This window comes from Halorientalis persicus, assembly GCF_900110215.1.
GTDB classification, from domain to species: domain Archaea; phylum Halobacteriota; class Halobacteria; order Halobacteriales; family Haloarculaceae; genus Halorientalis; species Halorientalis persica.
Genome location: NZ_FOCX01000010.1, coordinates 67,227 through 85,190, shown reverse-complemented (window position 1 = coordinate 85,190; position 17,964 = coordinate 67,227). Strand labels below are relative to the sequence as shown.

General features: G+C 67.5%; 24 protein-coding genes. 14 read left to right on the top strand and 10 right to left on the bottom strand.

Annotation, left to right across the window (positions count from 1 at the left end):
* Position 1: 1 nt before the first annotated feature.
* A complete protein-coding gene (locus BMX17_RS12165) occupies positions 2-727 on the bottom strand; it encodes a QcrA and Rieske domain-containing protein (RefSeq protein WP_092660395.1) in 726 nt (241 codons plus the stop codon).
* A complete protein-coding gene (locus tag BMX17_RS12160) occupies positions 727-1,344 on the bottom strand; it encodes a hypothetical protein (RefSeq protein WP_092660393.1) in 618 nt (205 codons plus the stop codon). The genes BMX17_RS12165 and BMX17_RS12160 overlap by 1 nt, the downstream gene beginning before the upstream one ends.
* A 216-nt stretch (positions 1,345-1,560) precedes the next feature.
* On the opposite strand from BMX17_RS12160, the gene BMX17_RS12155 reads away from it, so the two are divergent.
* Together BMX17_RS12155 and BMX17_RS12150 are read left to right on the top strand one after the other, a co-directional pair.
* Positions 1,561-2,208, top strand: a complete 648-nt coding sequence (locus tag BMX17_RS12155) for a helix-turn-helix domain-containing protein (RefSeq protein ID WP_092660391.1) — start codon at positions 1,561-1,563, stop codon at positions 2,206-2,208.
* Between the two features lie 85 nt (positions 2,209-2,293).
* On the top strand, positions 2,294-2,890 hold the full coding sequence (locus tag BMX17_RS12150) for a DUF7998 family protein (RefSeq protein WP_092660389.1): 597 nt from the start codon (positions 2,294-2,296) through the stop codon (positions 2,888-2,890).
* Here the strand turns inward: BMX17_RS12150 and BMX17_RS12145 are convergent.
* Complete coding sequence (locus tag BMX17_RS12145) at positions 2,887-4,077, bottom strand: hypothetical protein (RefSeq protein WP_170845403.1); 1,191 nt, start codon at positions 4,075-4,077, stop codon at positions 2,887-2,889. The two genes, BMX17_RS12150 and BMX17_RS12145, sit on opposite strands and share 4 nt — an antisense overlap.
* A gap of 88 nt (positions 4,078-4,165) precedes the next feature.
* On the opposite strand from BMX17_RS12145, the gene BMX17_RS12140 reads away from it, so the two are divergent.
* From BMX17_RS12140 to BMX17_RS12130, 3 genes are read left to right on the top strand one after another with little or no spacing between them, the layout of a single operon-like run.
* Complete coding sequence (locus BMX17_RS12140) at positions 4,166-4,537, top strand: cupin domain-containing protein (RefSeq protein WP_092660385.1); 372 nt, start codon at positions 4,166-4,168, stop codon at positions 4,535-4,537.
* A 52-nt stretch (positions 4,538-4,589) separates the two neighbouring features.
* Positions 4,590-4,817: a DUF2249 domain-containing protein gene (locus BMX17_RS12135; RefSeq protein WP_092660383.1), complete on the top strand. Its 228-nt coding sequence runs from the start codon at positions 4,590-4,592 to the stop codon at positions 4,815-4,817.
* On the top strand, positions 4,817-5,116 hold the full coding sequence (locus tag BMX17_RS12130) for a cupin domain-containing protein (RefSeq protein ID WP_092660381.1): 300 nt from the start codon (positions 4,817-4,819) through the stop codon (positions 5,114-5,116). Before BMX17_RS12135 ends, BMX17_RS12130 begins: the two co-directional genes overlap by 1 nt.
* Here BMX17_RS12130 and BMX17_RS12125 read toward each other — a convergent pair.
* Positions 5,113-5,454 carry a hypothetical protein gene (locus BMX17_RS12125; RefSeq protein ID WP_092660379.1) on the bottom strand — a complete coding sequence of 114 codons (342 nt, stop codon included), beginning with the start codon at positions 5,452-5,454 and terminating at the stop codon, positions 5,113-5,115. The genes BMX17_RS12130 and BMX17_RS12125 overlap by 4 nt on opposite strands.
* Positions 5,451-5,729, bottom strand: coding sequence for a DUF2249 domain-containing protein (locus BMX17_RS12120; protein WP_092660377.1), 279 nt, complete (start codon positions 5,727-5,729; stop codon positions 5,451-5,453). The genes BMX17_RS12125 and BMX17_RS12120 overlap by 4 nt, the downstream gene beginning before the upstream one ends.
* Before the next feature lie 116 nt (positions 5,730-5,845).
* On the opposite strand from BMX17_RS12120, the gene BMX17_RS12115 reads away from it, so the two are divergent.
* Both BMX17_RS12115 and BMX17_RS12110 read left to right on the top strand, forming a co-directional pair.
* Complete coding sequence (locus BMX17_RS12115; protein ID WP_092660375.1) at positions 5,846-6,502, top strand: helix-turn-helix domain-containing protein; 657 nt, start codon at positions 5,846-5,848, stop codon at positions 6,500-6,502.
* Between the two features lie 74 nt (positions 6,503-6,576).
* Entirely contained in the window at positions 6,577-7,242 is a 666-nt protein-coding gene (locus BMX17_RS12110; protein WP_092660373.1) for a helix-turn-helix domain-containing protein, read from the top strand.
* 30 nt (positions 7,243-7,272) lie between these two features.
* Here the strand turns inward: BMX17_RS12110 and BMX17_RS12105 are convergent, their stop codons facing one another.
* Both BMX17_RS12105 and BMX17_RS12100 read right to left on the bottom strand, forming a co-directional pair.
* Positions 7,273-8,355: a TIGR04053 family radical SAM/SPASM domain-containing protein gene (locus BMX17_RS12105; protein WP_092660371.1), complete on the bottom strand. Its 1,083-nt coding sequence runs from the start codon at positions 8,353-8,355 to the stop codon at positions 7,273-7,275.
* Positions 8,356-8,416: 61 nt separating this feature from the next.
* The gene (locus BMX17_RS12100) at positions 8,417-8,725 is read right to left on the bottom strand and encodes a CGCGG family putative rSAM-modified RiPP protein (RefSeq protein WP_092660554.1); all 309 of its coding nucleotides are present in this window, start codon (positions 8,723-8,725) and stop codon (positions 8,417-8,419) included.
* 130 nt (positions 8,726-8,855) lie between these two features.
* Here BMX17_RS12100 and BMX17_RS12095 point away from each other — a divergent pair, with 130 nt between their 5' ends.
* The 7 genes from BMX17_RS12095 to BMX17_RS12065 all read left to right on the top strand — a co-directional run bounded on the left by BMX17_RS12095 (position 8,856) and on the right by BMX17_RS12065 (position 15,042).
* Positions 8,856-9,260: a ubiquitin family protein gene (locus BMX17_RS12095; protein ID WP_092660369.1), complete on the top strand. Its 405-nt coding sequence runs from the start codon at positions 8,856-8,858 to the stop codon at positions 9,258-9,260.
* Positions 9,261-9,421: 161 nt separating this feature from the next.
* Complete coding sequence (nirK, locus tag BMX17_RS12090; RefSeq protein WP_092660367.1) at positions 9,422-10,549, top strand: copper-containing nitrite reductase; 1,128 nt, start codon at positions 9,422-9,424, stop codon at positions 10,547-10,549.
* Between the two features lie 93 nt (positions 10,550-10,642).
* On the top strand, positions 10,643-11,227 hold the full coding sequence (locus BMX17_RS12085; RefSeq protein WP_092660365.1) for a hypothetical protein: 585 nt from the start codon (positions 10,643-10,645) through the stop codon (positions 11,225-11,227).
* A gap of 80 nt (positions 11,228-11,307) precedes the next feature.
* Positions 11,308-11,871, top strand: coding sequence for a hypothetical protein (locus BMX17_RS12080; protein ID WP_092660364.1), 564 nt, complete (start codon positions 11,308-11,310; stop codon positions 11,869-11,871).
* A 96-nt stretch (positions 11,872-11,967) separates the two neighbouring features.
* Positions 11,968-12,402 carry a CBS domain-containing protein gene (locus BMX17_RS12075; RefSeq protein ID WP_092660362.1) on the top strand — a complete coding sequence of 145 codons (435 nt, stop codon included), beginning with the start codon at positions 11,968-11,970 and terminating at the stop codon, positions 12,400-12,402.
* A gap of 114 nt (positions 12,403-12,516) precedes the next feature.
* Complete coding sequence (locus BMX17_RS12070; protein ID WP_211611329.1) at positions 12,517-13,698, top strand: amino acid deaminase/aldolase; 1,182 nt, start codon at positions 12,517-12,519, stop codon at positions 13,696-13,698.
* 57 nt (positions 13,699-13,755) lie between these two features.
* Entirely contained in the window at positions 13,756-15,042 is a 1,287-nt protein-coding gene (locus tag BMX17_RS12065; protein ID WP_092660358.1) for a D-arabinono-1,4-lactone oxidase, read from the top strand.
* Positions 15,043-15,147: 105 nt separating this feature from the next.
* Here the strand turns inward: BMX17_RS12065 and BMX17_RS12060 are convergent, their stop codons facing one another.
* The 3 genes from BMX17_RS12060 to glmU all read right to left on the bottom strand — a co-directional run bounded on the left by BMX17_RS12060 (position 15,148) and on the right by glmU (position 17,685).
* Positions 15,148-15,336, bottom strand: coding sequence for a DUF7576 family protein (locus BMX17_RS12060; RefSeq protein ID WP_092660356.1), 189 nt, complete (start codon positions 15,334-15,336; stop codon positions 15,148-15,150).
* Positions 15,337-15,426: 90 nt separating this feature from the next.
* Positions 15,427-16,278, bottom strand: a complete 852-nt coding sequence (locus BMX17_RS12055; RefSeq protein WP_092660354.1) for an SDR family oxidoreductase — start codon at positions 16,276-16,278, stop codon at positions 15,427-15,429.
* A 225-nt stretch (positions 16,279-16,503) separates the two neighbouring features.
* The gene (gene glmU, locus BMX17_RS12050) at positions 16,504-17,685 is read right to left on the bottom strand and encodes a bifunctional sugar-1-phosphate nucleotidylyltransferase/acetyltransferase (RefSeq protein ID WP_092660352.1); all 1,182 of its coding nucleotides are present in this window, start codon (positions 17,683-17,685) and stop codon (positions 16,504-16,506) included.
* Positions 17,686-17,964: the final 279 nt, after the last annotated feature.

The window sequence follows — 17,964 nt, the reverse complement described above, 5'->3', positions numbered from 1 at the left end:
CTCACTCACCCCCCGTGCCGACGGGGCCCTCGAAGTCGCCGGTGGCGACGAGATAGCCCTCGCTCGACAGCGTGATCGGGAGCTGTGGGAGCGACCGCGGCGGCGGGCCGCCGGTGACCGCCGCGCCCGAGAGCGGGTCGAACCGCCCGGAGTGGCAGGGACAGACCAGCGTCTGCCCGTCCCGGTCGGCGACCATACAGCCCGCGTGGGTACACACCTTCGAGTAGGCCGCGTACCCCGAGACGGTAAAGGCCGAGTTGGTGTCGCCCCCGTAGGCGTCCTCCGGGAACCGGACGAGCAGGGTCGGTGCGTCGGCCAGCCCCGGACGCGGTTTCGGGAACACGGTGAGCTGTTCGCCCTCGCCGAGGCGGTCCTCGGCGATTCGCTCGCCGGCGTCGTCGATCAGGGCGACCCCGTCGGAGTAGATCGGGCCGGTGTACTCGCGCTCGAAGACCCGCGAGAGGCCCACCAGCGGTGCGGTGAGGCTCCCGATGGCGGTCAAGCCGCCGATGGTCGCCAGCGCCTTCGCGTAGTCTCTGCGCTCCATCTCGGCCCGGGCGTCGCCGTAGAAGTCCTGATAGAGGCTCGGACTCCCGTCGGCTCCGGTGTCGTCACTCGAACAGGGGCAGCCGGACTCGCTCGCATCGCCGTCCCCCGTGTTTCCGTCGTCCTCGCCTGGTTTGGGGTAGGATCGGCCGAGGTCCGCCGATGGTGGCTCGCGGCCCATCAGTGTCCCCTCCGTTCGGCCACCTTGAGGTGTGGCATGAACCAGGCGTAGTACGAGACGGTCAACCCTGTGAGGGACATGAACATCCCGAAGGCGTAGACGCCGAAGTACTGGGTCCGGGCCAGCGTGAGGTACTCGCCGGTGAACAGCGCGGCGAACACGATGGTCAGGGCGGTCAGCCCGCCCATGGCGATCAGCCCCTCGATGGCGTCGCTGGCGGGGTGATACTCCACGAGCCAGCGGTCATCGGTCTCGATCCAGGGGAGCGAGACGCCCCCGTCGGATCGCGAAGCTTCGCTTCGTTCACCGCCGTCGGCGGCCGTCTCCGCCACGGTCGCTTCCGCGTCGTCGTCCGGTCGGGCTGCGCGGTTCATGAACCGGTGGAAGAAGGCGAGGATTCCCACCAGTCCGAACAGCGCGACCCAGACGATCACGCCGACCTGACTCGGCGAGAGCTTCGTGGGCGTATCGACGAAGCTGCCCAGCGGGCGTATCTCGTTGACGCTCTGGTCGATCTCGATCTCTTCCGACGGCGGCTCACCCTGTGCCGCCACGTACCACGTCGGAAGTAACACTGCCAACAACACGAGCAGAATGACGATCGTTTTCCCTTGCATAGTGGTATCGTGCAGTCAGTTCGCGACCCGTCCGGCCGACCGAGACGAGACACACCTACGCCGTCTCGCCGTCAGTCGGTCGCCGCCCCGCTCGGGTCGGTATCGATGCGCGGATACGTGTGACTGGCCCGGCCCTGCTGTTAGAGGACAGCCCACTGAATAGGGGGCCTTTAAGCAGGGGAACGGTTTTACTCCCGAAGCGTCCAATAGAATGTCATGGTCGAGGGGATTCTCGCGACTGTGGCCGTCAGGGAACCGAACTGCTGTCCGGTCGCACCGATGAGTACCGGGGGTCGTGTTCGGTCAGTCTCGCAGGGTCAGCCGGTCGACGGGAGCGTCACCGTCGAAGTGACGACCGACGAGTCGGTGACCGGGGACGAGGTTCCCGGGAAAGAGGTCTTCAGCTACGACTCGGAGGCGGTCCACCGTGTCGAGCGCCGGGCCGACCAGAACTGTGCCTGCGAGCGCGTCGAGGAGTACGGCTGTCCGGTCCGGGACGTGTCGGCCGAGAACGGGACCATCGAACTGTCGTTCATCTCCGAGGATCTGGACGTCCTCCGGGCGGTCGTTACTGACCTGCGCAACCACGAGGCCGGCGTCACCGTTCGGTCCCTCCGGCGCTCGGACGGGGACGGCAGCCACTCGGAACCCGTCTTCGTCGACAAGGCGAAGTTCACCGCCCGGCAACGCGAAGTGTTGCGGACGGCCCACCGACTGGGCTATTTCGAGCGGCCGAAAGGGGCCAACGCCGAGCAGGTCGCGACCGAACTGGGTGTCGCTCCGTCGACGTTCGCGGAACACCTCGCGGCCGCCCAGACGAAGCTCATGGCCGCGCTGTTCGGCGCGACCGCCGACGAGGCTTGACCCTGGCTCGTCGCCGGCGTCGGGCCGGACCACCCCGAACAGGTTCGGGACTGCACCCACGGCGCGGCTAGCCGTATCGTGTCGTATGAACATCCCCTCGCCGTTCTCCGGCGACGACGCGACCTTCGACGACTACGACGCGTTCGGTCCCGAGAGCATCCCCGAACCCGGCAGGTACATCGCCGATCACGACGTGCTGACCGGGCGGGAGCACCTTGCCTTCCACCGACTGACCCGCGAACTGTTCGACGAGCGCGGCGTCTACGACATGACCTTCGGCTACAATCTCGCGCGCCTGAACCTCGACGTGCGCCACCCCGATGCGGGCTACCGGTACGCGCGCGAACACGGCACGACCGACGGCCCCGACGCCGGCGATCGACGCGTACTGATCGCCGAGTTCACGCCGACGACCGAGTTCTGCCCCCAGAGCACGACGCTCGCGAAAGGGTCCTTCCGGGCCTGGAACGGGCTGGCCGACCGCCACGAGTACGACCTCGTCCGGGTGCGGGTCGACGAGATCCACCACAAAAGCGCCGTGATCAACGAGCAACTACGTGACCACGAGGCGCGGTATCTGGAGTCCGGAACGTTGCCGGACCAGCGCGGCGGCGCGGCCGGCGGAGAGGCTGGCGTGCCCGACGAGGCGGGGTACGCGGAGGGACCGGAGACGCCGTTCTAGCGCCGCACTCGCCCCCGGAAGATACCGAGCAGGAGCCACGCGTACCCGACCGCTCCGAGCGCCGCGAGCGCCAGCCCACTGGTGGCGACCGCCGGCAGCTCGCCGAGTCGCCCCGCGCCGTCGACGACGAGGCCGCCGGCCAGTGTCGCCATCACGCCCAGCGCCAGCCGGTCACCCTCGATCGGGAACTCGCCGACGGCCGGCGGGTAGAACTGCGTGGCGACGCCGACGATAGTCAGCCCGAGAAACCCGATCAGTGCCACGCGGTAGTGGGTCACCACGAGCGCGTCGTCGAGTCCGCCGAGCGCGAACCAGAGGCCCAGCACCACCACGGCGACCCCCGAGAGCGCCCCGAGGACGACGCCGTACCGGCCGACGCGCTCGCGGTCGCTCTCGATCACGAGCCACAGCACGGCCAGGGCGAACGCGACGACCGCGAGGGCTTCGAGCACCGCTCCCAACCGGAAGATCGGGCCCGCGGGCAGGGTGAGCGCGAGGATCGCAGGCGCGCCCGCACCGAGGGAGAGTACCACCGCGACCAACGGTTCCGGTGGATCGGCGACGAACAATCGGGGGAGGAGCCGGAAGCCGACCGAAAAGACGAGCAAGGCAGCGGTTCCCGCCGCGAACAGGTGCGTGCGCTGGGGTGCGTACGCGAACGGTGCGTCGACCGGGATGTTGGCGGCGACGAGAACTGCGGTTCCGACGACCAGATACGCGAACGCGACGGGCATCGCGGCGTTGGCCATTCGATCGACCGTCCGACGGGACGCGTCGTGGTCGCCCGTCCCCGTCTCGGCGCCGGCGAGGTTGTCCCTGACCGTCCAGGCGAGCGTCCCGAGAAAGACCGCGACGCCGGCGGCCCACAGGACTGCGCCGGCCGCACCGACGACTCCGGGGACCCACGGCAGGCCCGCGGCCGCCAGCCCGAGGGTTCCGAGAACCGAGAGCGGCAACTGCGCCGTCGGGGCGCGGGGGACGGCGAGTTCGCGGTCGAAGTACGCGGGGACCAGCGCGTAGGCCTTCCCGAAGAGCGTGTGGAAGACGAAGCCGAAGAGCGCCAGTGTCACCTCGGTCCGGCGCGGGAGGGCGAGCACGGCGGTGAGGCTCCACAGCACCAGCCAGAGAGCCCCGGCCGCGACGAACCGCCGGGTCCACGTCGAGACGGTGGCACTCGCCGTCGACATGGCGGTCACTCACACGCCGGGGTGAAAAGCCCCGGTCCCGAACCAGTTCGGGACAACCGGCAGGCCGCGGCGGCCGGTAGCCCCGGGTATGCCAGCCACGGACCTCGACAGCGAGCGGGACTACGCCGACGCCCAGTTCAGCGCGCAGGGCGTCTTCCGGACCGAGCGTTCGAAGGCCGTCTGTGCGTACTTCGAGCCCGGACAGTTCATCCCGGTCCACGCGCCCGACAGCGACGTGACGGTCGTCGTCCAGTCCGGCCAGGGCATCGTCAGGGACGGCGACACCGACCACGAGGTCGAACCGGGCTCGGTCGTGAGCGTTCCCGCCGGCACCGACCGCGGCGTCAGAGCCACCGCGGGCGAGCGTCTGGAAGCCGTGCTGGTGACCGCACCCCCACCGACCGACGCCGAACACGACCCCGTCCGCCGGGGCCTGCGGGACGGCGAGTTCGAACCGTAGCCGAACAGGTTCGGGACAATCCGGAGGGTGACTCGGTGGGAACTGTCGGTGTATGCCAGAAATCGACGTACGCGAGATTCCGCCCAAGGAGCGCCACCCCAAGATCATGGACACCTTCGCGGAGATGGAGTCCGGTGAGACTCTGCGACTGATCAACGATCACGATCCCAAGCCGCTGTACTACGAGATGGACGCCGAGGTCGAGGCCTTCGACGCCGACAACTACGAAGTGCGTCGGGAGGACACCGAGAAATTCGTCGCGGAGTTCCCCAAGCAGTGATGGCCGAGACCGTCGCACTGGAGGCCCTAGCTGGCTCGCCCCACGCGAAACTGTTCGACGAACCGCTGGTGATCCGGCTCGATCTGGCGGCCGGCGAGCGGGTCGATCCGCACCGCCACCCCGAGCGAACGGTCGTCTTGCACCTGCTCTCGGGGGCGGTCGCGCTCGACCTCGACGACGAGACTCACGAACTCCAGCCGGACGACGTGATCCGGTTCGACGGCCGCCGTGAAGTGTCGCCGAAGGCCGTCGAAGACAGCGAGGCGTTGCTGGTCCTCTCGAAGCGGGTCGAGGATTAGTCGCCGAACAGGTCGAGAGCGACCCGGACGGCCTCGTCGTCGGCCGTTCGGTCACCCGCGGTCTCGGCATCGCCACTGCTTCGATCAGGGACCCCGCGAAGCGCCGCTTTCGGCGTCGCGACCAGCCGTTCGGTGAGTCGGTCGCCAAGCCGCCGGACTGCGGCGCGTGTCTCCGGATCGGGATCGCCCACTGCCTCCAGTTCGGTCAGCGCACGCTCGACCTGTCGCTCCCGGACGGCGGCCGCGCGGTCGTCGATGCGTTCGATGGCGCGTGCGACATCCCTGGGCTCGTCGCCGCGGACATCGCCGACCGCGTCGGGCTCGGCAGTCCCGGTCACGGCGTCCAGACGACGGTTACGACGGCTTCGTCCAGTTCGACGGTGCCGTACGCGTAGCCCCGGTCGTCGAGTTTGGGGTAGAGGTGCTGTGGCGCGCGGTCGTTGAGCTGGACCAGCACCGTCTCGTCGCCCAACTCGGTGAGCCGCTCCAGAGTCTGCTTCAGGGGTTCGGGCGGCCCGAGGTCGCGCGCGTCCAGCCGCTCCCGCGGTGCCGACGCCGGCGCACCCGTCTCGTCGACGGCTCTGCGAGCAATCTCGGTGGTTTCGACTCCCATACTCGAACGTAGGCTGACACCGGACCCAATCCTTATGCCGAACCAGTTCGGACTGACTCCCGAATATGTTCGGAGACACGTACTGGGAGGAGTGTGGGTAACCTCTCTACCATCTCATGCCACGAGCCAAACTGAGCGTCCGACTGCCCCAGGCGGCCTGGATCGGCGACCTCTCGACGGAGTATCCGGACGTGGAGTTCCGGGTGCTGGCGGCGCTCCCGACCGGGGAGACCGGCGTCGGACTGGTCGAACTCAGCGGCCCGAATCTCCCGGAGGTGATCCGGCGCATCCAAGAGCGAGAGACCATCGTGTCGCTGGATCTGCTGGGTGAGTCCGACGACCGGACGCTAATCCAGTTCGAGACGACCGAACCGCTCTTGCTGTTTTCGGTCAAGGAGTCGGGTATCCCGCTGGAACCGCCGGTCGAGATTCGCGACGGCCGCGCGACCGTGGAGGTGACGGCCTCCCAGGACCGACTGTCGACGTTCGGCTCCCAGCTCGAACAGTTCGGCATGAGCTTCGACGTGGAGTACGTCCGGCGGACGGTCGACTCGACGGACCAGTTGCTGACCGACCGCCAGCGCGACCTGATCGTCGCGGCGGTTCAGCAGGGCTACTACGACACGCCGCGGGAGTCGTCGCTAACGGAGCTGGCCGATCACCTCGGGATGGCGAAATCGACCGTCAGCGAGACGTTACACCGCGCCGAGGAGACCATCGTCAAGGAGTTCGTCGCGGAACTCGACGAGGGGCTGATCGCCGAGGCACAGTGATCGCGTCCCTCGTCGTTCCTACAGCGTGAGAACGCTGCCCCCCGGTTTTGAGGTCGGAGTGTGAATCGTCAAACATGACCACGACCGAACCCGACCCCGTTCAGGACGGTGTCAGGGTGACCCTCGCCATCACGCGGCCCGGAGAGTGTCCGCTCGCGGAAGCGTCGAGCGATTCCGGGGCCCGGGTCGACTCCGTCGCCCGGACCAGTTGCGGGTCACAGACCAGTACCAGCACGGAGTTCACGGTCCAGAGCGACTCGGCGACCGACGGCGTGGACGGCGATCCGGTGTTCCGGACCGACGAGGGCGTCCGGTACCGCTGTCAGTGCGAGGCCGAGACCTGCCTGGCGGATCTGGTCGAGAGCTACGGCTGTCCGGTCAGCGACGTTCACGCCGTCGACGGGACGCTCTATCTGGTGTTCTACGCGCCCGATCCCGACCGCGTGCGCGACATCGTCGCCGCGGCCCGCGAGCGGTTCGACGACGTGGCCGTCCGCAACCTCAGCCAGTCGGGCGAACTGGTCGGGGACGGCTTCGTCTCCGTCGACACCGGGCGGCTGACCGAGCGCCAGCGTGAAGTCCTGGCGACGGCCTTCGAGATGGGCTATTTCGACTACCCGAAAGGAGCCAACGCCGAGGAAGTGGCCGCAGACCTCGACATCTCCCCGTCGACGCTCGCGGAACACCTCGCCGCCGCCCAGCAGAAGGTGCTCGGACCGGTCGCACGTGAGTCGATCTAGTCGCCCGCCGCTTCCCGCCTGCCGGGCCGGCTAGTCGCTCGCCGTGCCCTCACTCGTATCGTACCCCTCGGGGACGTGGGGGCAGAGCGGGTCGCTCGCCAGCGGATCGCCCGTCGTCGCGTACGCCCGGGACCGACTTCCGCCACAGACGTGTCTGAACTCACAGGCACCGCACTTCCCGCCGAGGGCGTCCCGGTTCCGGAGGGCGGTGAACAGGTCCGAGTTCCGGTAGAGGTCCACGAGGTCGTCATCGCGGACGTTGCCGACCGACTCGGGCAGGAAGCCCGAGGGGTACACGTCGCCGGTGTGGCTCACGAACGCGAAGCCGTCGCCGGCGACGATACCGCCCCGTCGCTGGAGCCCGGCGTCGGCGTCGCCGTCCGCCCCGTCCGCCCGTCGCTGGAGTTTGACGCGCCGGTAGTGGGGTGCCTCGGTCGTCTTGACGCCGAACGGTTCCTCGTCGGCGGTCTCGGCGAGCCAGGCCATCACGCGGTCGGCGCGCTCGGGTGCGATGGGATCGAGCAAGCGGCCGCGGCCGACGGGGACGAGGAAGAAGACGCTCCACAGCACCGCACCAAGTTCGCGCACGCGGTCGCGAATCGCCGGCAGTTGCTCGACCGTCTCCGCACAGACCGTCGTGTTGATCTGGAGCGGGAGGCCCGCATCGCGCGCGGCCGCGGCGGCGTCCACCGTCGCCGCGAAACTTCCGGTCTCGCCGCGGAAGGCGTCGTGGCTGTCGGCGTCGCCGCCGTCGAGGCTGAGGGCGATCCGGCGGAGGCCGGCATCGGACAGGTCGTCCAGCACCTCGGCGGTCAACTCGTCGGTGCCACTCGGCGTCAGCGACATACTCAGTCCCCGGTTTGACCCGTACCGGACGAGTTCGGTGAGGTCGGGGCGCTTGCACGGGTCCCCGCCGGAGAGGACGACCAACTGGTTCTCGGCGAACTCGCGGGCCGAGTCGAGCAGGGCTTTTCCCTGGGCCGTGGTGAGTTCGTCGGGGTGGCGCATCGACTGTGCGTCGGCCCGGCAGTGTTCGCAGGCGAGTTCACAGGCCTGCGTGACTTCCCAGATCAACACCAGGGGCCGCCGGCTCGTGTCGAGGTCTCGGTTCATGGATTGGCGTGGTCGTCTGATCGTCGTAACTGCGGGTAGGATTCCCACCGGGCGGGAACGGTCACCCCTCGCGGACGTGGACGCGGGTGACGTGACCGCCACAGCCGCACTGTTCGACGTACTCGTAGTCGACGCGGTCACCGTAGGCCGCGTCGAGTTCGTCGTAGAGGTACGTCCCGGGGTGGCCGTGGTCACCGTGAGTCACGAGGTTGACGTGGTTTCCCGCAACCGTGTGAGCGACGGCGTCGCGGGCCTGTGCGACCACCAGTTCCCGATCCTCGGCGTGGTGGGGCTTCTCCAGATTCGCCGACCAGGAGTTGTCGTGGGTCGACTCCGTCACCGGCTCGACCGAATCGTGTGAGGCGGTCATCTCGTCTCGTCGTTCGTCCTGCCCCACCGAACCACCTCTGGCGAACATATTCGGGGTGCCGAGCGGCCTCGTCGGCTGGCCGAACGTGTTCGGCAACGGGCTTTGAGGGGAGGCGGGGATAGTGGGGCCCATGTCAGGGACAGCCGTCGGGTCGGAGACCGGGAGCGACGAGCGACGGACGACGGTGACGGTGAACTGTACTGGCCACGTCCGGTCGGCCGTGGGCCAGCCGCGACTGGAGTTCACGTTCACTGGAACGACACTCCGGGCGTTCCTCGACGCCTTCTTCGACGAGTACGACGTGGCCGATATGCTCATCGCCGAGACCGAGGCGGAGGCGACCACCCGCGGGTGGGCACCCGTCGACGAGGACGTGCCCGGGACCTGGAACGCGAACCCCGAAGGTGAACAGACACGTGCGTACGCACGAGTCCTCGTCAACGGCCGATTCAACGAGTCACTGGACGGACTCGACACCGGCCTCGACGACGGTGATCGGGTTGCGCTGGTCTATCCGTTCCTGTTCTGTCTCTGAGTGGTCCGGTCGACTCCCCCAGCTCCGGTATAAGTTGTCCGAACCGATTCGCGTTTTCCCAGGTCCGTTCTTACGGCCTGAGAAGGCTTCTCACGGGCCAGGAACGCGCTTCGCGCTTTATCCCTCTCCGGTCGAAAGAAGTACCTGTACGGTGACTTATAATGTTCGACTCCACGCGGCGGAAGTGGCTGCAGGCCCTCGGGATCAGCGGCGCGGCGGCGACCATCGCCGGCTGTTCCGGGAACGAGGCCCCAGCGGTGACCGAGACGACGACTAACTCTACCCCCGCCCAGTCCGACGGGCCGGCCGAGACCGACGCGGACCAGGTGGCCGCGGATCCGACCGACCTCCCCGACCCCGTCGACTGGTCGTCCCCGAAGACGCACGAGGTGACCCTGACCGCCGAGGAGGTGACCGCCGAGATCGAACCCGGCGTCACGTTCGACTACATGACCTTCGACGGGCAGATTCCCGGCCCGATGATCCGGGTCCGGCAGGGTGACACAGTCGAGTTCACGATGGAGAACGCTCCCGATAGCGCGATGGTCCACAACGTGGACTTTCACGCCGTCTACGGGACCGGCGGCGGTGCGGTGGCGACGACGGCTACTCCGGGCAGCGAGAACTCGATGCGGTTCCGCGCGGAGTACCCCGGTGCCTTCATCTACCACTGTGCCGTCCCGAACCTGGACTACCACATCAGCGCCGGGATGTTCGGGATGATCCTGGTCGAACCGAAGCAGGGACTCCCCGAAGTCGACACGGAACTGTACCTCGGCCAGCACGAACTGTACACCGACAAAGACACCGGCGAAGAAGGCCACCACGGGTTCGACTACGACGCGATGGCCGACGAGAACCCCACCTACGTCCTCCTGAACGGTGAGAAGTACGCCTGGGCGGCCGCGCGGCGCGGTCCCCTCGAAGTCGATCAGGGCGACCGCGTGCGGGTGTTCCTGGTCGACGGCGGCCCGAACCTCTCCAGTAACTTCCACCCCATCGGCAACGTCTGGAGCGAGGCCTATCGCGACGGCGGCCTCCCCGAGGACGGGGACTTCGCCGGCTACGCGGACAGGAACATCCAGACGATGAAGGTCCCACCGGGAAGCTGTATGATCGGCGAGATGGAGACGCCGGTGCCCGAGCGGATCAAGCTCGTCGACCACGCCCTCTCCCGGGTCGCCCGGAAGGGCCTGCTGGCCGAAGTCGACGTGCAGGGGTCCGAGAACGACCGCATCTACGACCCCGACGCGAAGGGGACCAGCCACGAGGGCCCGGCCTACGAGTGACTCGCTCCGGGACCGACCGTCGGTTTCGGCGCTCGATATCGGTCGGTGTGTTCGACACCAGTATTAATCCATCCCCAAACACTGTGGTGTGATATGGCACACCACGAGGCCGATGCGCTCGGTCGGGTTTTCGGTCTCCAGCGGACGGCCGTCCGTGAGGGCCGCATGGCTGTGTGGAACGGACTCGTTTTCCAGCGACAGGTCGACGACACCGTGCTGGCCGGCATGAAGGCGGAAGCGGCCACACGCGAGGCGGTCGTCGAATTCTGCGCCGACGCCGTTCGTGGCGGTGCCCACTGGCTCGCCGACGCCCTCCCTGGCGAGGGGAGCGCCGCCGATTCGGGCCCATTCCGAGGACTGGTCGACCGACCCCTCGACGCCATCGTCGGCGCGAACGCGACCGCCAGCGACAGGCTCGTCGGCGCTGCCGACGCGGGCCTGGCCCGCTACGAACGTGGGCTCCGATCAGTGTTGATCGCGCTCAACCGACGCCTCGACGTCTTGCTGGCCAAACACGAGGCGCTCGAAGCGCGGTTGCGCGAGTACGTCGAGTCTCTCGACGAGGACGAACGGACTGAGCAGGTGGCCGAGTTCCGCCGCCAGCTGTCGACGCTCCGGACGGACCTCGAAACGATGCACGCCCGGTTGGCCAGCTACGAGGCCGTGACGGCAGACTGACTCCAGGGGTGGCCAGCCGACGCTGAACTGCCAGTTTCGTATCACTAGCCTTCAAACGGCTGGCTACCGACAGTCGGGATATGGCAAACGACAATAATCCGGTCAGCCAGGCCTTCGAACTCCAGCGACAGGCGCTCGAACGGAGCCAGAAGGCCATGCAGCAGGGGATCGAGTTCCAGCAGCGGCTCAACGAGGCGATGTTGAGTGGCGTAGAGGGCAGTGCCGAGGCGTCAGAGCGGGGCTCGGAGATGACGCGCGAGGCGATCCACAGCACCCTCGACGCCATCGAGGGGATGGTTCCCGAAGACGAGGCGGACTTCGACCAGATCCGGGAGGCCATCGACCAGCAGTTCGACGCCGCAGAGGAGGCGACCCAGGAGGCCAACGAGCAGGCACTGGAATTCACCGAAGCCGGCTTCGAGAACGCCGAATCGGCCGCCGAGTCCTACGTCGAGTCGGTCGACCAGCAGGTCGACCAGCTACGGCAGGCCCACGAAGACCTGGAAGAACAGACGCTATCCTTCCTCGAACAGACCGAGGCGCAACTCGAGAAACTCCAGCAGGAGGCCGAGGGGACGCCGTTCGAGGGCTTCGAACAGCTCCAGACCCAGATGGAAGAGCTGCGCGAACGGCTCAGTCAGTGAGGTCGGCACGCGAGTGGGGATCGGGCCACCGTCGATCGATTCGCTCGGTGGAGGGCTACGCTTAAGAGTGCGGCGTACGACCGCCCACGTACAGCTATGGCAGACGAAACGCCAGTCAGCGAGATCATGAGCTCGCCGGTCAAGACGGTCGGGAAGGACGCGACCGTCGAAGAGGTGGCGCGCGTGTTCGCGGAGGAAGGCGTCGGCTCACTCATCGTCGGCGAGGACCCCATCGACGGCATCATCACCGAGTACGACGTGGTCAAGTCCATCGGGCAGGGCAAGGACCCGGCGGACACGACCGTCGGCCAGTTGATGTCCGAACCGGTCGTGACCATCCGGCCCGACGACACCGTCGAGAACGCCGGCGACCGCATGGGCAACAACGGCGTCAAGAAGTTACCCGTCACCGAGGGCGGCGAGCCCGTCGGCATCGTCACCACGACGGACCTGGCACACTTCCTGCCCCACCACCGCCTGGAGATGGCCGGCCAGACCGAGGAAGACGTGTCCGACGGCGAGTTCGACTAGTCACCCGTCTCGACGCTGACCGTCGCCGTGTTTTAACTACCCTCATCAGTAACCCCGAAAGTATACCCGATACCGAGTGGGTTGTGATCTATCCACAAGGGTATGGGTGCCGAAATGCGAGAGTACGACTACTATCGACAGGTGTTCTCCGACCGGGAGTTACCGCTGGCGTTCGTCGACCGTGACGCCCTCGACGGAAATATCGAGCAGGTGCGGTCGCGTGCCGAGTCACTGCCGGTTCGGATCGCCTCGAAGTCGCTACGGTGTCGGTCGGTGATGGAGTACGTTCTCGGCCACGACGGATTCCGTGGCGTCATGTGCTATCACGGCGCGGAGGCCGCACACCTGGCCGCACACGGGTTCGACGACCTGCTCGTGGCTTACCCGGTCTATCAGCCGTCGGAACTCCGGACGGTCTGTGGGGCGGTCGACTCGGGGTCGACGATCACGCTCATGGTCGACAGCGCGGCCCACGTGGAACGGGCGGGCGAAATCGCCGCCGAAGTCGGCGTCGAGGTCCCGCTCTGTCTCGACGTGGATATGTCGAGCGAACACCTGGGCGTGTTCTTCGGCACGCGGCGCTCGGACGTTCGGACGCCCGCGGACGCACTGGCAGTGGCCGACGCCATCGAGCGGACCGATGGCGTCAGACTCGACGGGGTGATGGGATACGAGGGCCAGATCGCCGGCCTCCCGGACCGGAGCCCCGCGAACAACGCGGCGGTCGACGCGGTCGTCCGCCTGCTGAAAGAACGGTCGAAACGGGCCATCGCCGACCGGCGTGGGGCCGTCGTCGACGCGCTGGCCGACCACGGACACGACCTCCGGTTCGTCAACGGCGGCGGAACCGGGAGTCTGGCGTTCACGACCGACGATCCCGCGGTCACGGAAGTCACCGTCGGCTCGGGTTTTTACGCGCCGACGCTGTTCGATCACTACGACGGGTTCCAGCACACGCCGGCGGCGGGCTATGCAATCGAGGTCACCCGTCGACCCACGGGCGGGGTCTACACCTGTCGCGGCGGCGGGTACGTCGCGTCCGGACCGGCCGGCCCCGACAAGACGCCGACGGTCGCGCGACCCCGGGACGCCCAGTTGACCGACACCGAAGGCGCAGGTGAGGTCCAGACGCCGATCGAGTACGACGGGTCGCTCGCACTGGGCGATCCGGTCGTCTGCCGCCACGCCAAGGCCGGCGAACTGTGTCGCAACTTCGCGTCGCTGGCAGTCGTCGCCGACGGCGCGGTCGTCGAGACGGCACCCACGTACCGAGGTGACGGGAAATGTTTCATGTAACACTCACATCGACAGCCGAGATCGACGAACAGCGTCGGATCGACCCGGAGGGGCACGATGAGCAGTGAGTGGCGCAACTGGGCCGGGACGGCCTCGTGTCACCCACAGCAGTGGGAACGGCCCGCGTCCGAGGCGGAACTGCGCGAACTGGTCGCCGGCGTCGGTTCCCGTGCCGGGACGCTCCGCGTCGCGGGCTCGGCCCACTCGTTTCCGCCGGTCGTGCCCAGCAACGACGTGCTGGTCACCCTGGAGAACTACACCGGCATCGTCGAGGTCGACGAAGCGGCCCAGCAGGTGACCGTCCGCGCCGGGACGCCGCTGTCCCACCTCACTGACGAACTGGCCGACTACGGGCTGGCGATGGAGAACCTCGGCGATATCGACGACCAGACCGTCGCCGGGGCGATCAGTACCGGCACCCACGGGACCGGGAGCGATCTGGGGATCCTGTCCACACAGGTCGCTCGGCTGGAACTCGTCACCGCCGACGGGTCCGTCGTCGAGTGTTCGCCCGAGGAGCGCCCGGACCTGTTCCGGGCCGCACAGGTTTCCCTCGGCGCGCTCGGCGTCATCTCGACGGTCACGCTGGACGTGGTCCCCGCGTACGACCTCGAACTCCGGACGCGACCCATGCCGCTCGAAGCGTGTCTCGATAGGCTCCCCGAACTCCGTTCGGAGAACCGTCACTTCGAGTTCTTCTGGTTTCCCCACACGGAGACGGCCTTCGTCAAGACGATGAACCGGACCGACGCCGAGCGCACGGGAACCGGCGGTGACTTCGATAGCACGGTCGAGAACCTCGCGTGGGAGGGGCTGTGCCGGCTCTCGACGCGGTTCCCGTCGACGGCACCCTACGCGACCAGAGCGGCCGCGTGGTCGTTCTCGCCGGACCGGTCCGTCGGCCCGAGTCACGAACTGTTCGCCCACGACCGGACGGTCCGCTTCGTCGAAAGCGAGTGGAGCATCCCGGCCGACGAGATCGCGCCAGCGATCCGGGACCTCGAAGCCTGGATCGAGCGCCACGACGAACCGGTCACGTTCCCGGTCGAAGTTCGATACACGGCCGGCGACGACATCCCGCTCAGCCCTGCCTACGGCCGCGAGTCGGGTTTCGTCGCCGTCCACAAGTATCACCGCAAACCCCACGACCGGTACTTCGACGCCGCCGCGTCGATCTTTCGAGGCCTCGACGGCCGTCCACACTGGGGGAAACTCCACTCTCTCGACGGCACGGACGGCCCGGAGCTGTACCCGGAGTGGGACACCTTCCGGCGCGTCCGCGAGACGTGCGATCCAGACGGCCTCTTCCTGAACGACCACCTCGACCGGTTGTTCGGGCAGTGACGGCGGCCGGCCGGTCGATCCAGTCGCCGTCGTGCTATCGACGCCGCTGATCGTCCGGTATCGAGAGAAAACCGCCGAAATCGGTCGTTCCCCGAGAGATAGAGTTTATCGGCCGCCGTCCCAGTCCATCCGGCACGTCTCGTCACAGAAGTGCGCCGACTGCACCGTTTCGTCCTCGATCCACGTGATCACGCGGTGGTCCGGTTCGTTGACGACCACGTCCCCACACGTCTCACAGACTGGCGCGTCGTCCTCCGATACGTCCTCGCCGATATCCGATGTCGGATCGACCATTGAGTGTACCTGTGCAACCGACGTACTTAATCCCACATATCGCCGCCGAGCGGCGAGGCCCGACAGCGCCGGACTGTCGCCGGTGGGCTCTCAGATCGAGCGCTCGTACTCGGGGTCGAACATCTGGGCCGACATCGGTGCGGGGTCGCCCTCGGTGAGATTGTACTCGCTGAAGTCGGTGACGCCGGCCTGGGAGAGCAGTTCCTCGTCGTAGACTGCGTTGCCGGTGAACTCGGCGGGGTCCCGGGAGAGGATCTCCATGACCGTGTCGGCGACGATCTGGGGCGTCCGCCAGTCGTCCTCGGTCCCCATGCCGAAGTACCGTGTCGCCCGGGTGTCGATGGCGGTCACCGGCCAGAAGGAGTTACAGCCGATGTCGTAGCCGCCCAGTTCCTGAGCCAGCGAGAGGGTGATAAAGGACATCCCCATCTTCGACCACGAGTAGGCGGCCTTCCCGGGCGAGCGGTCGATCTCGACCGGCGGCGCGTTCGTCAGGAGCCAGGCGTCCTCCTCGGTGTCTTTCAGGTGGTCGATGAACGCGCGGGAGACCAGATAGGTACCGCGGACGTTGACCTCGTTCATGAGGTCGTAACGGTTGGCCGGCATCTGCTCGACGTTGGCCATCTGGATCGCGCTGGCGTTGTTGATGACGATGTTGATCTCGCCCATCTCGTCGATGGCCTCCTCGACGGCGGCTTCGACTGCGTCCTCGTCCCGGACGTTCAGCTGGATCGCGTGGGTGTCGACGCCTTTCTCGGCGCACTCTTCTGCCGTCTTGTGGATCGTCCCCTCCAGGTCGGAATCCGAGTCGTCGACGGTCTTGCCCGTCGAGACGATGTTACAGCCGGCTTCGGCGAGTTCGAGCGCGAGCGCCTTGCCGATGCCACGGGTGGTTCCGGTGATGAACGCGGTCTGACCGCTCAGGTCTGGTGTCTCGATCATCCGTGAGTGTCCCACTCTGGCATACCTCATATATCTCCTGCAACGGCAGTCCCTACGGGAAACGGTGGACCGCGACCGAACGGCGTGAAATTAAGTCCCGGCCACTCGAAGGCCCATTCATGCCCTCAGCTGTCGTCGCCAACACCAAACGCCTCGTCGTCTGGCTCGTGAGTCTCGCGGTCGCCGCCGTCGCCGTCGCGGTGGCGGCGGGGATCGTGCCCTGAGTCAGCGATCCCGCGTGACCGATTCGCCCGGTTCGGTCGTCGCACCCGGCGAGAGGGTCACACCGGGGTTCAGACTCGTGTTGATGCCCGTCTTGGCCCCGTCGCCGGCCACGACGCCGAACTTCCGCCGGCCGGTCGAGACCCGCTCGCCTTTGACCGTCAGTTTCACCGGCTCGTCGTCGTGCCGAAGGTTCGCCACCTGGGTTCCCGCACCGAAGTTCACGTCTCGCCCGAGGACGCTGTCGCCGACGTAGGACAGGTGGGGGACGTTCGTCCCCTGCATTATCACGCTGTTTTTGATCTCGACCCCGTTGCCGACGTGGGCGTCTTCACAGAGCAGGGTCGAGCCCCGAACGTACGCGTTGGGCCCTACATCCGCACCGCTCCGAATCAGCGCCGGTCCCTCGATCACGACGCCCGGTTCGACGGTCGCGCCCGCCTCGACGACGACAGGGCCACGGAGGTCGGCGTCCTGGCTCACGTCACCCCGGACTGTGGGTTCGAGGGCGTCGAGTTTCCACTCGTTGGCTTCCAGCAGTTCCCAGGGGCGGCCGACGCCGAGCCATCTGTCCACGTCGACCGTCCGCACGTCGAACTCGCCGATCACCCGCTCCAGCACGTCCGTGATCTCGTGTTCGCCGCGCTCGCTCATCGGCACGTCCAGCCAGTTCCGTGCCTCGGCGGGGAAGACGTACGCACCGACGTTGACCCGGTTCGAGGGCGGATCCGTCGGTTTCTCGACGATGTCCGTGACGGTGCCGTCCTGCACGTCGAAGACGCCGTACGGTGTCGGGTCCTCGACGGCGTACGTACCGACGGCCGGCCCGCCCGAGAACAGCGCCGAGAGTGCCGCCGGGTCGTAGAGGTCGTCGCCGTTCAGTACCGCGAACGCCCCGTCGATGTGGTCCTCGGCGGCCTTCACGGCGTGGGCCGTCCCGAGCTGTTCCTCCTGGACGGCGTAGGACACCGGCACGCCCCGGTAGCGCTCGCCGAAATGGTCGCGGACGGTCGCCCGTTCGTAGCCGACGACGAAGATCAGTTCGTCGACGCCGGCCTCCACTGCCGCGTCGGCGGTGTGAGCGCACAGCGGCCGGTCGGCCACTGGCAGCATCGGTTTCGGCAGCGACGCCGTCAGCGGACGCATCCGCGTCCCCTCTCCCGCGGCGAGGATCACAGCCTGCATATTCGGGCCTGCCGCTGGCTCCCACATAGCCCTACCGGCTGTTCGTCAGCGTAGGGGGTGTCTTCCACAGTACAGGCGCTCGCTTCCGGTGCGGGTCGGACGTACCGATCGACGTTGACACGTCTCACGGGAAGAGTCTGCGCGTGGACGGAAGGGGCGGGATTTGAACCAGAGGAAGACATTCCTGCTCGGGCCTCCGGCCCTGCGCGGGCTGTGACTTCCAGGGTTCAAATCCCGTGCTCCGCTCCACCCGAACGTACCGCTCGACGTCGACACGTC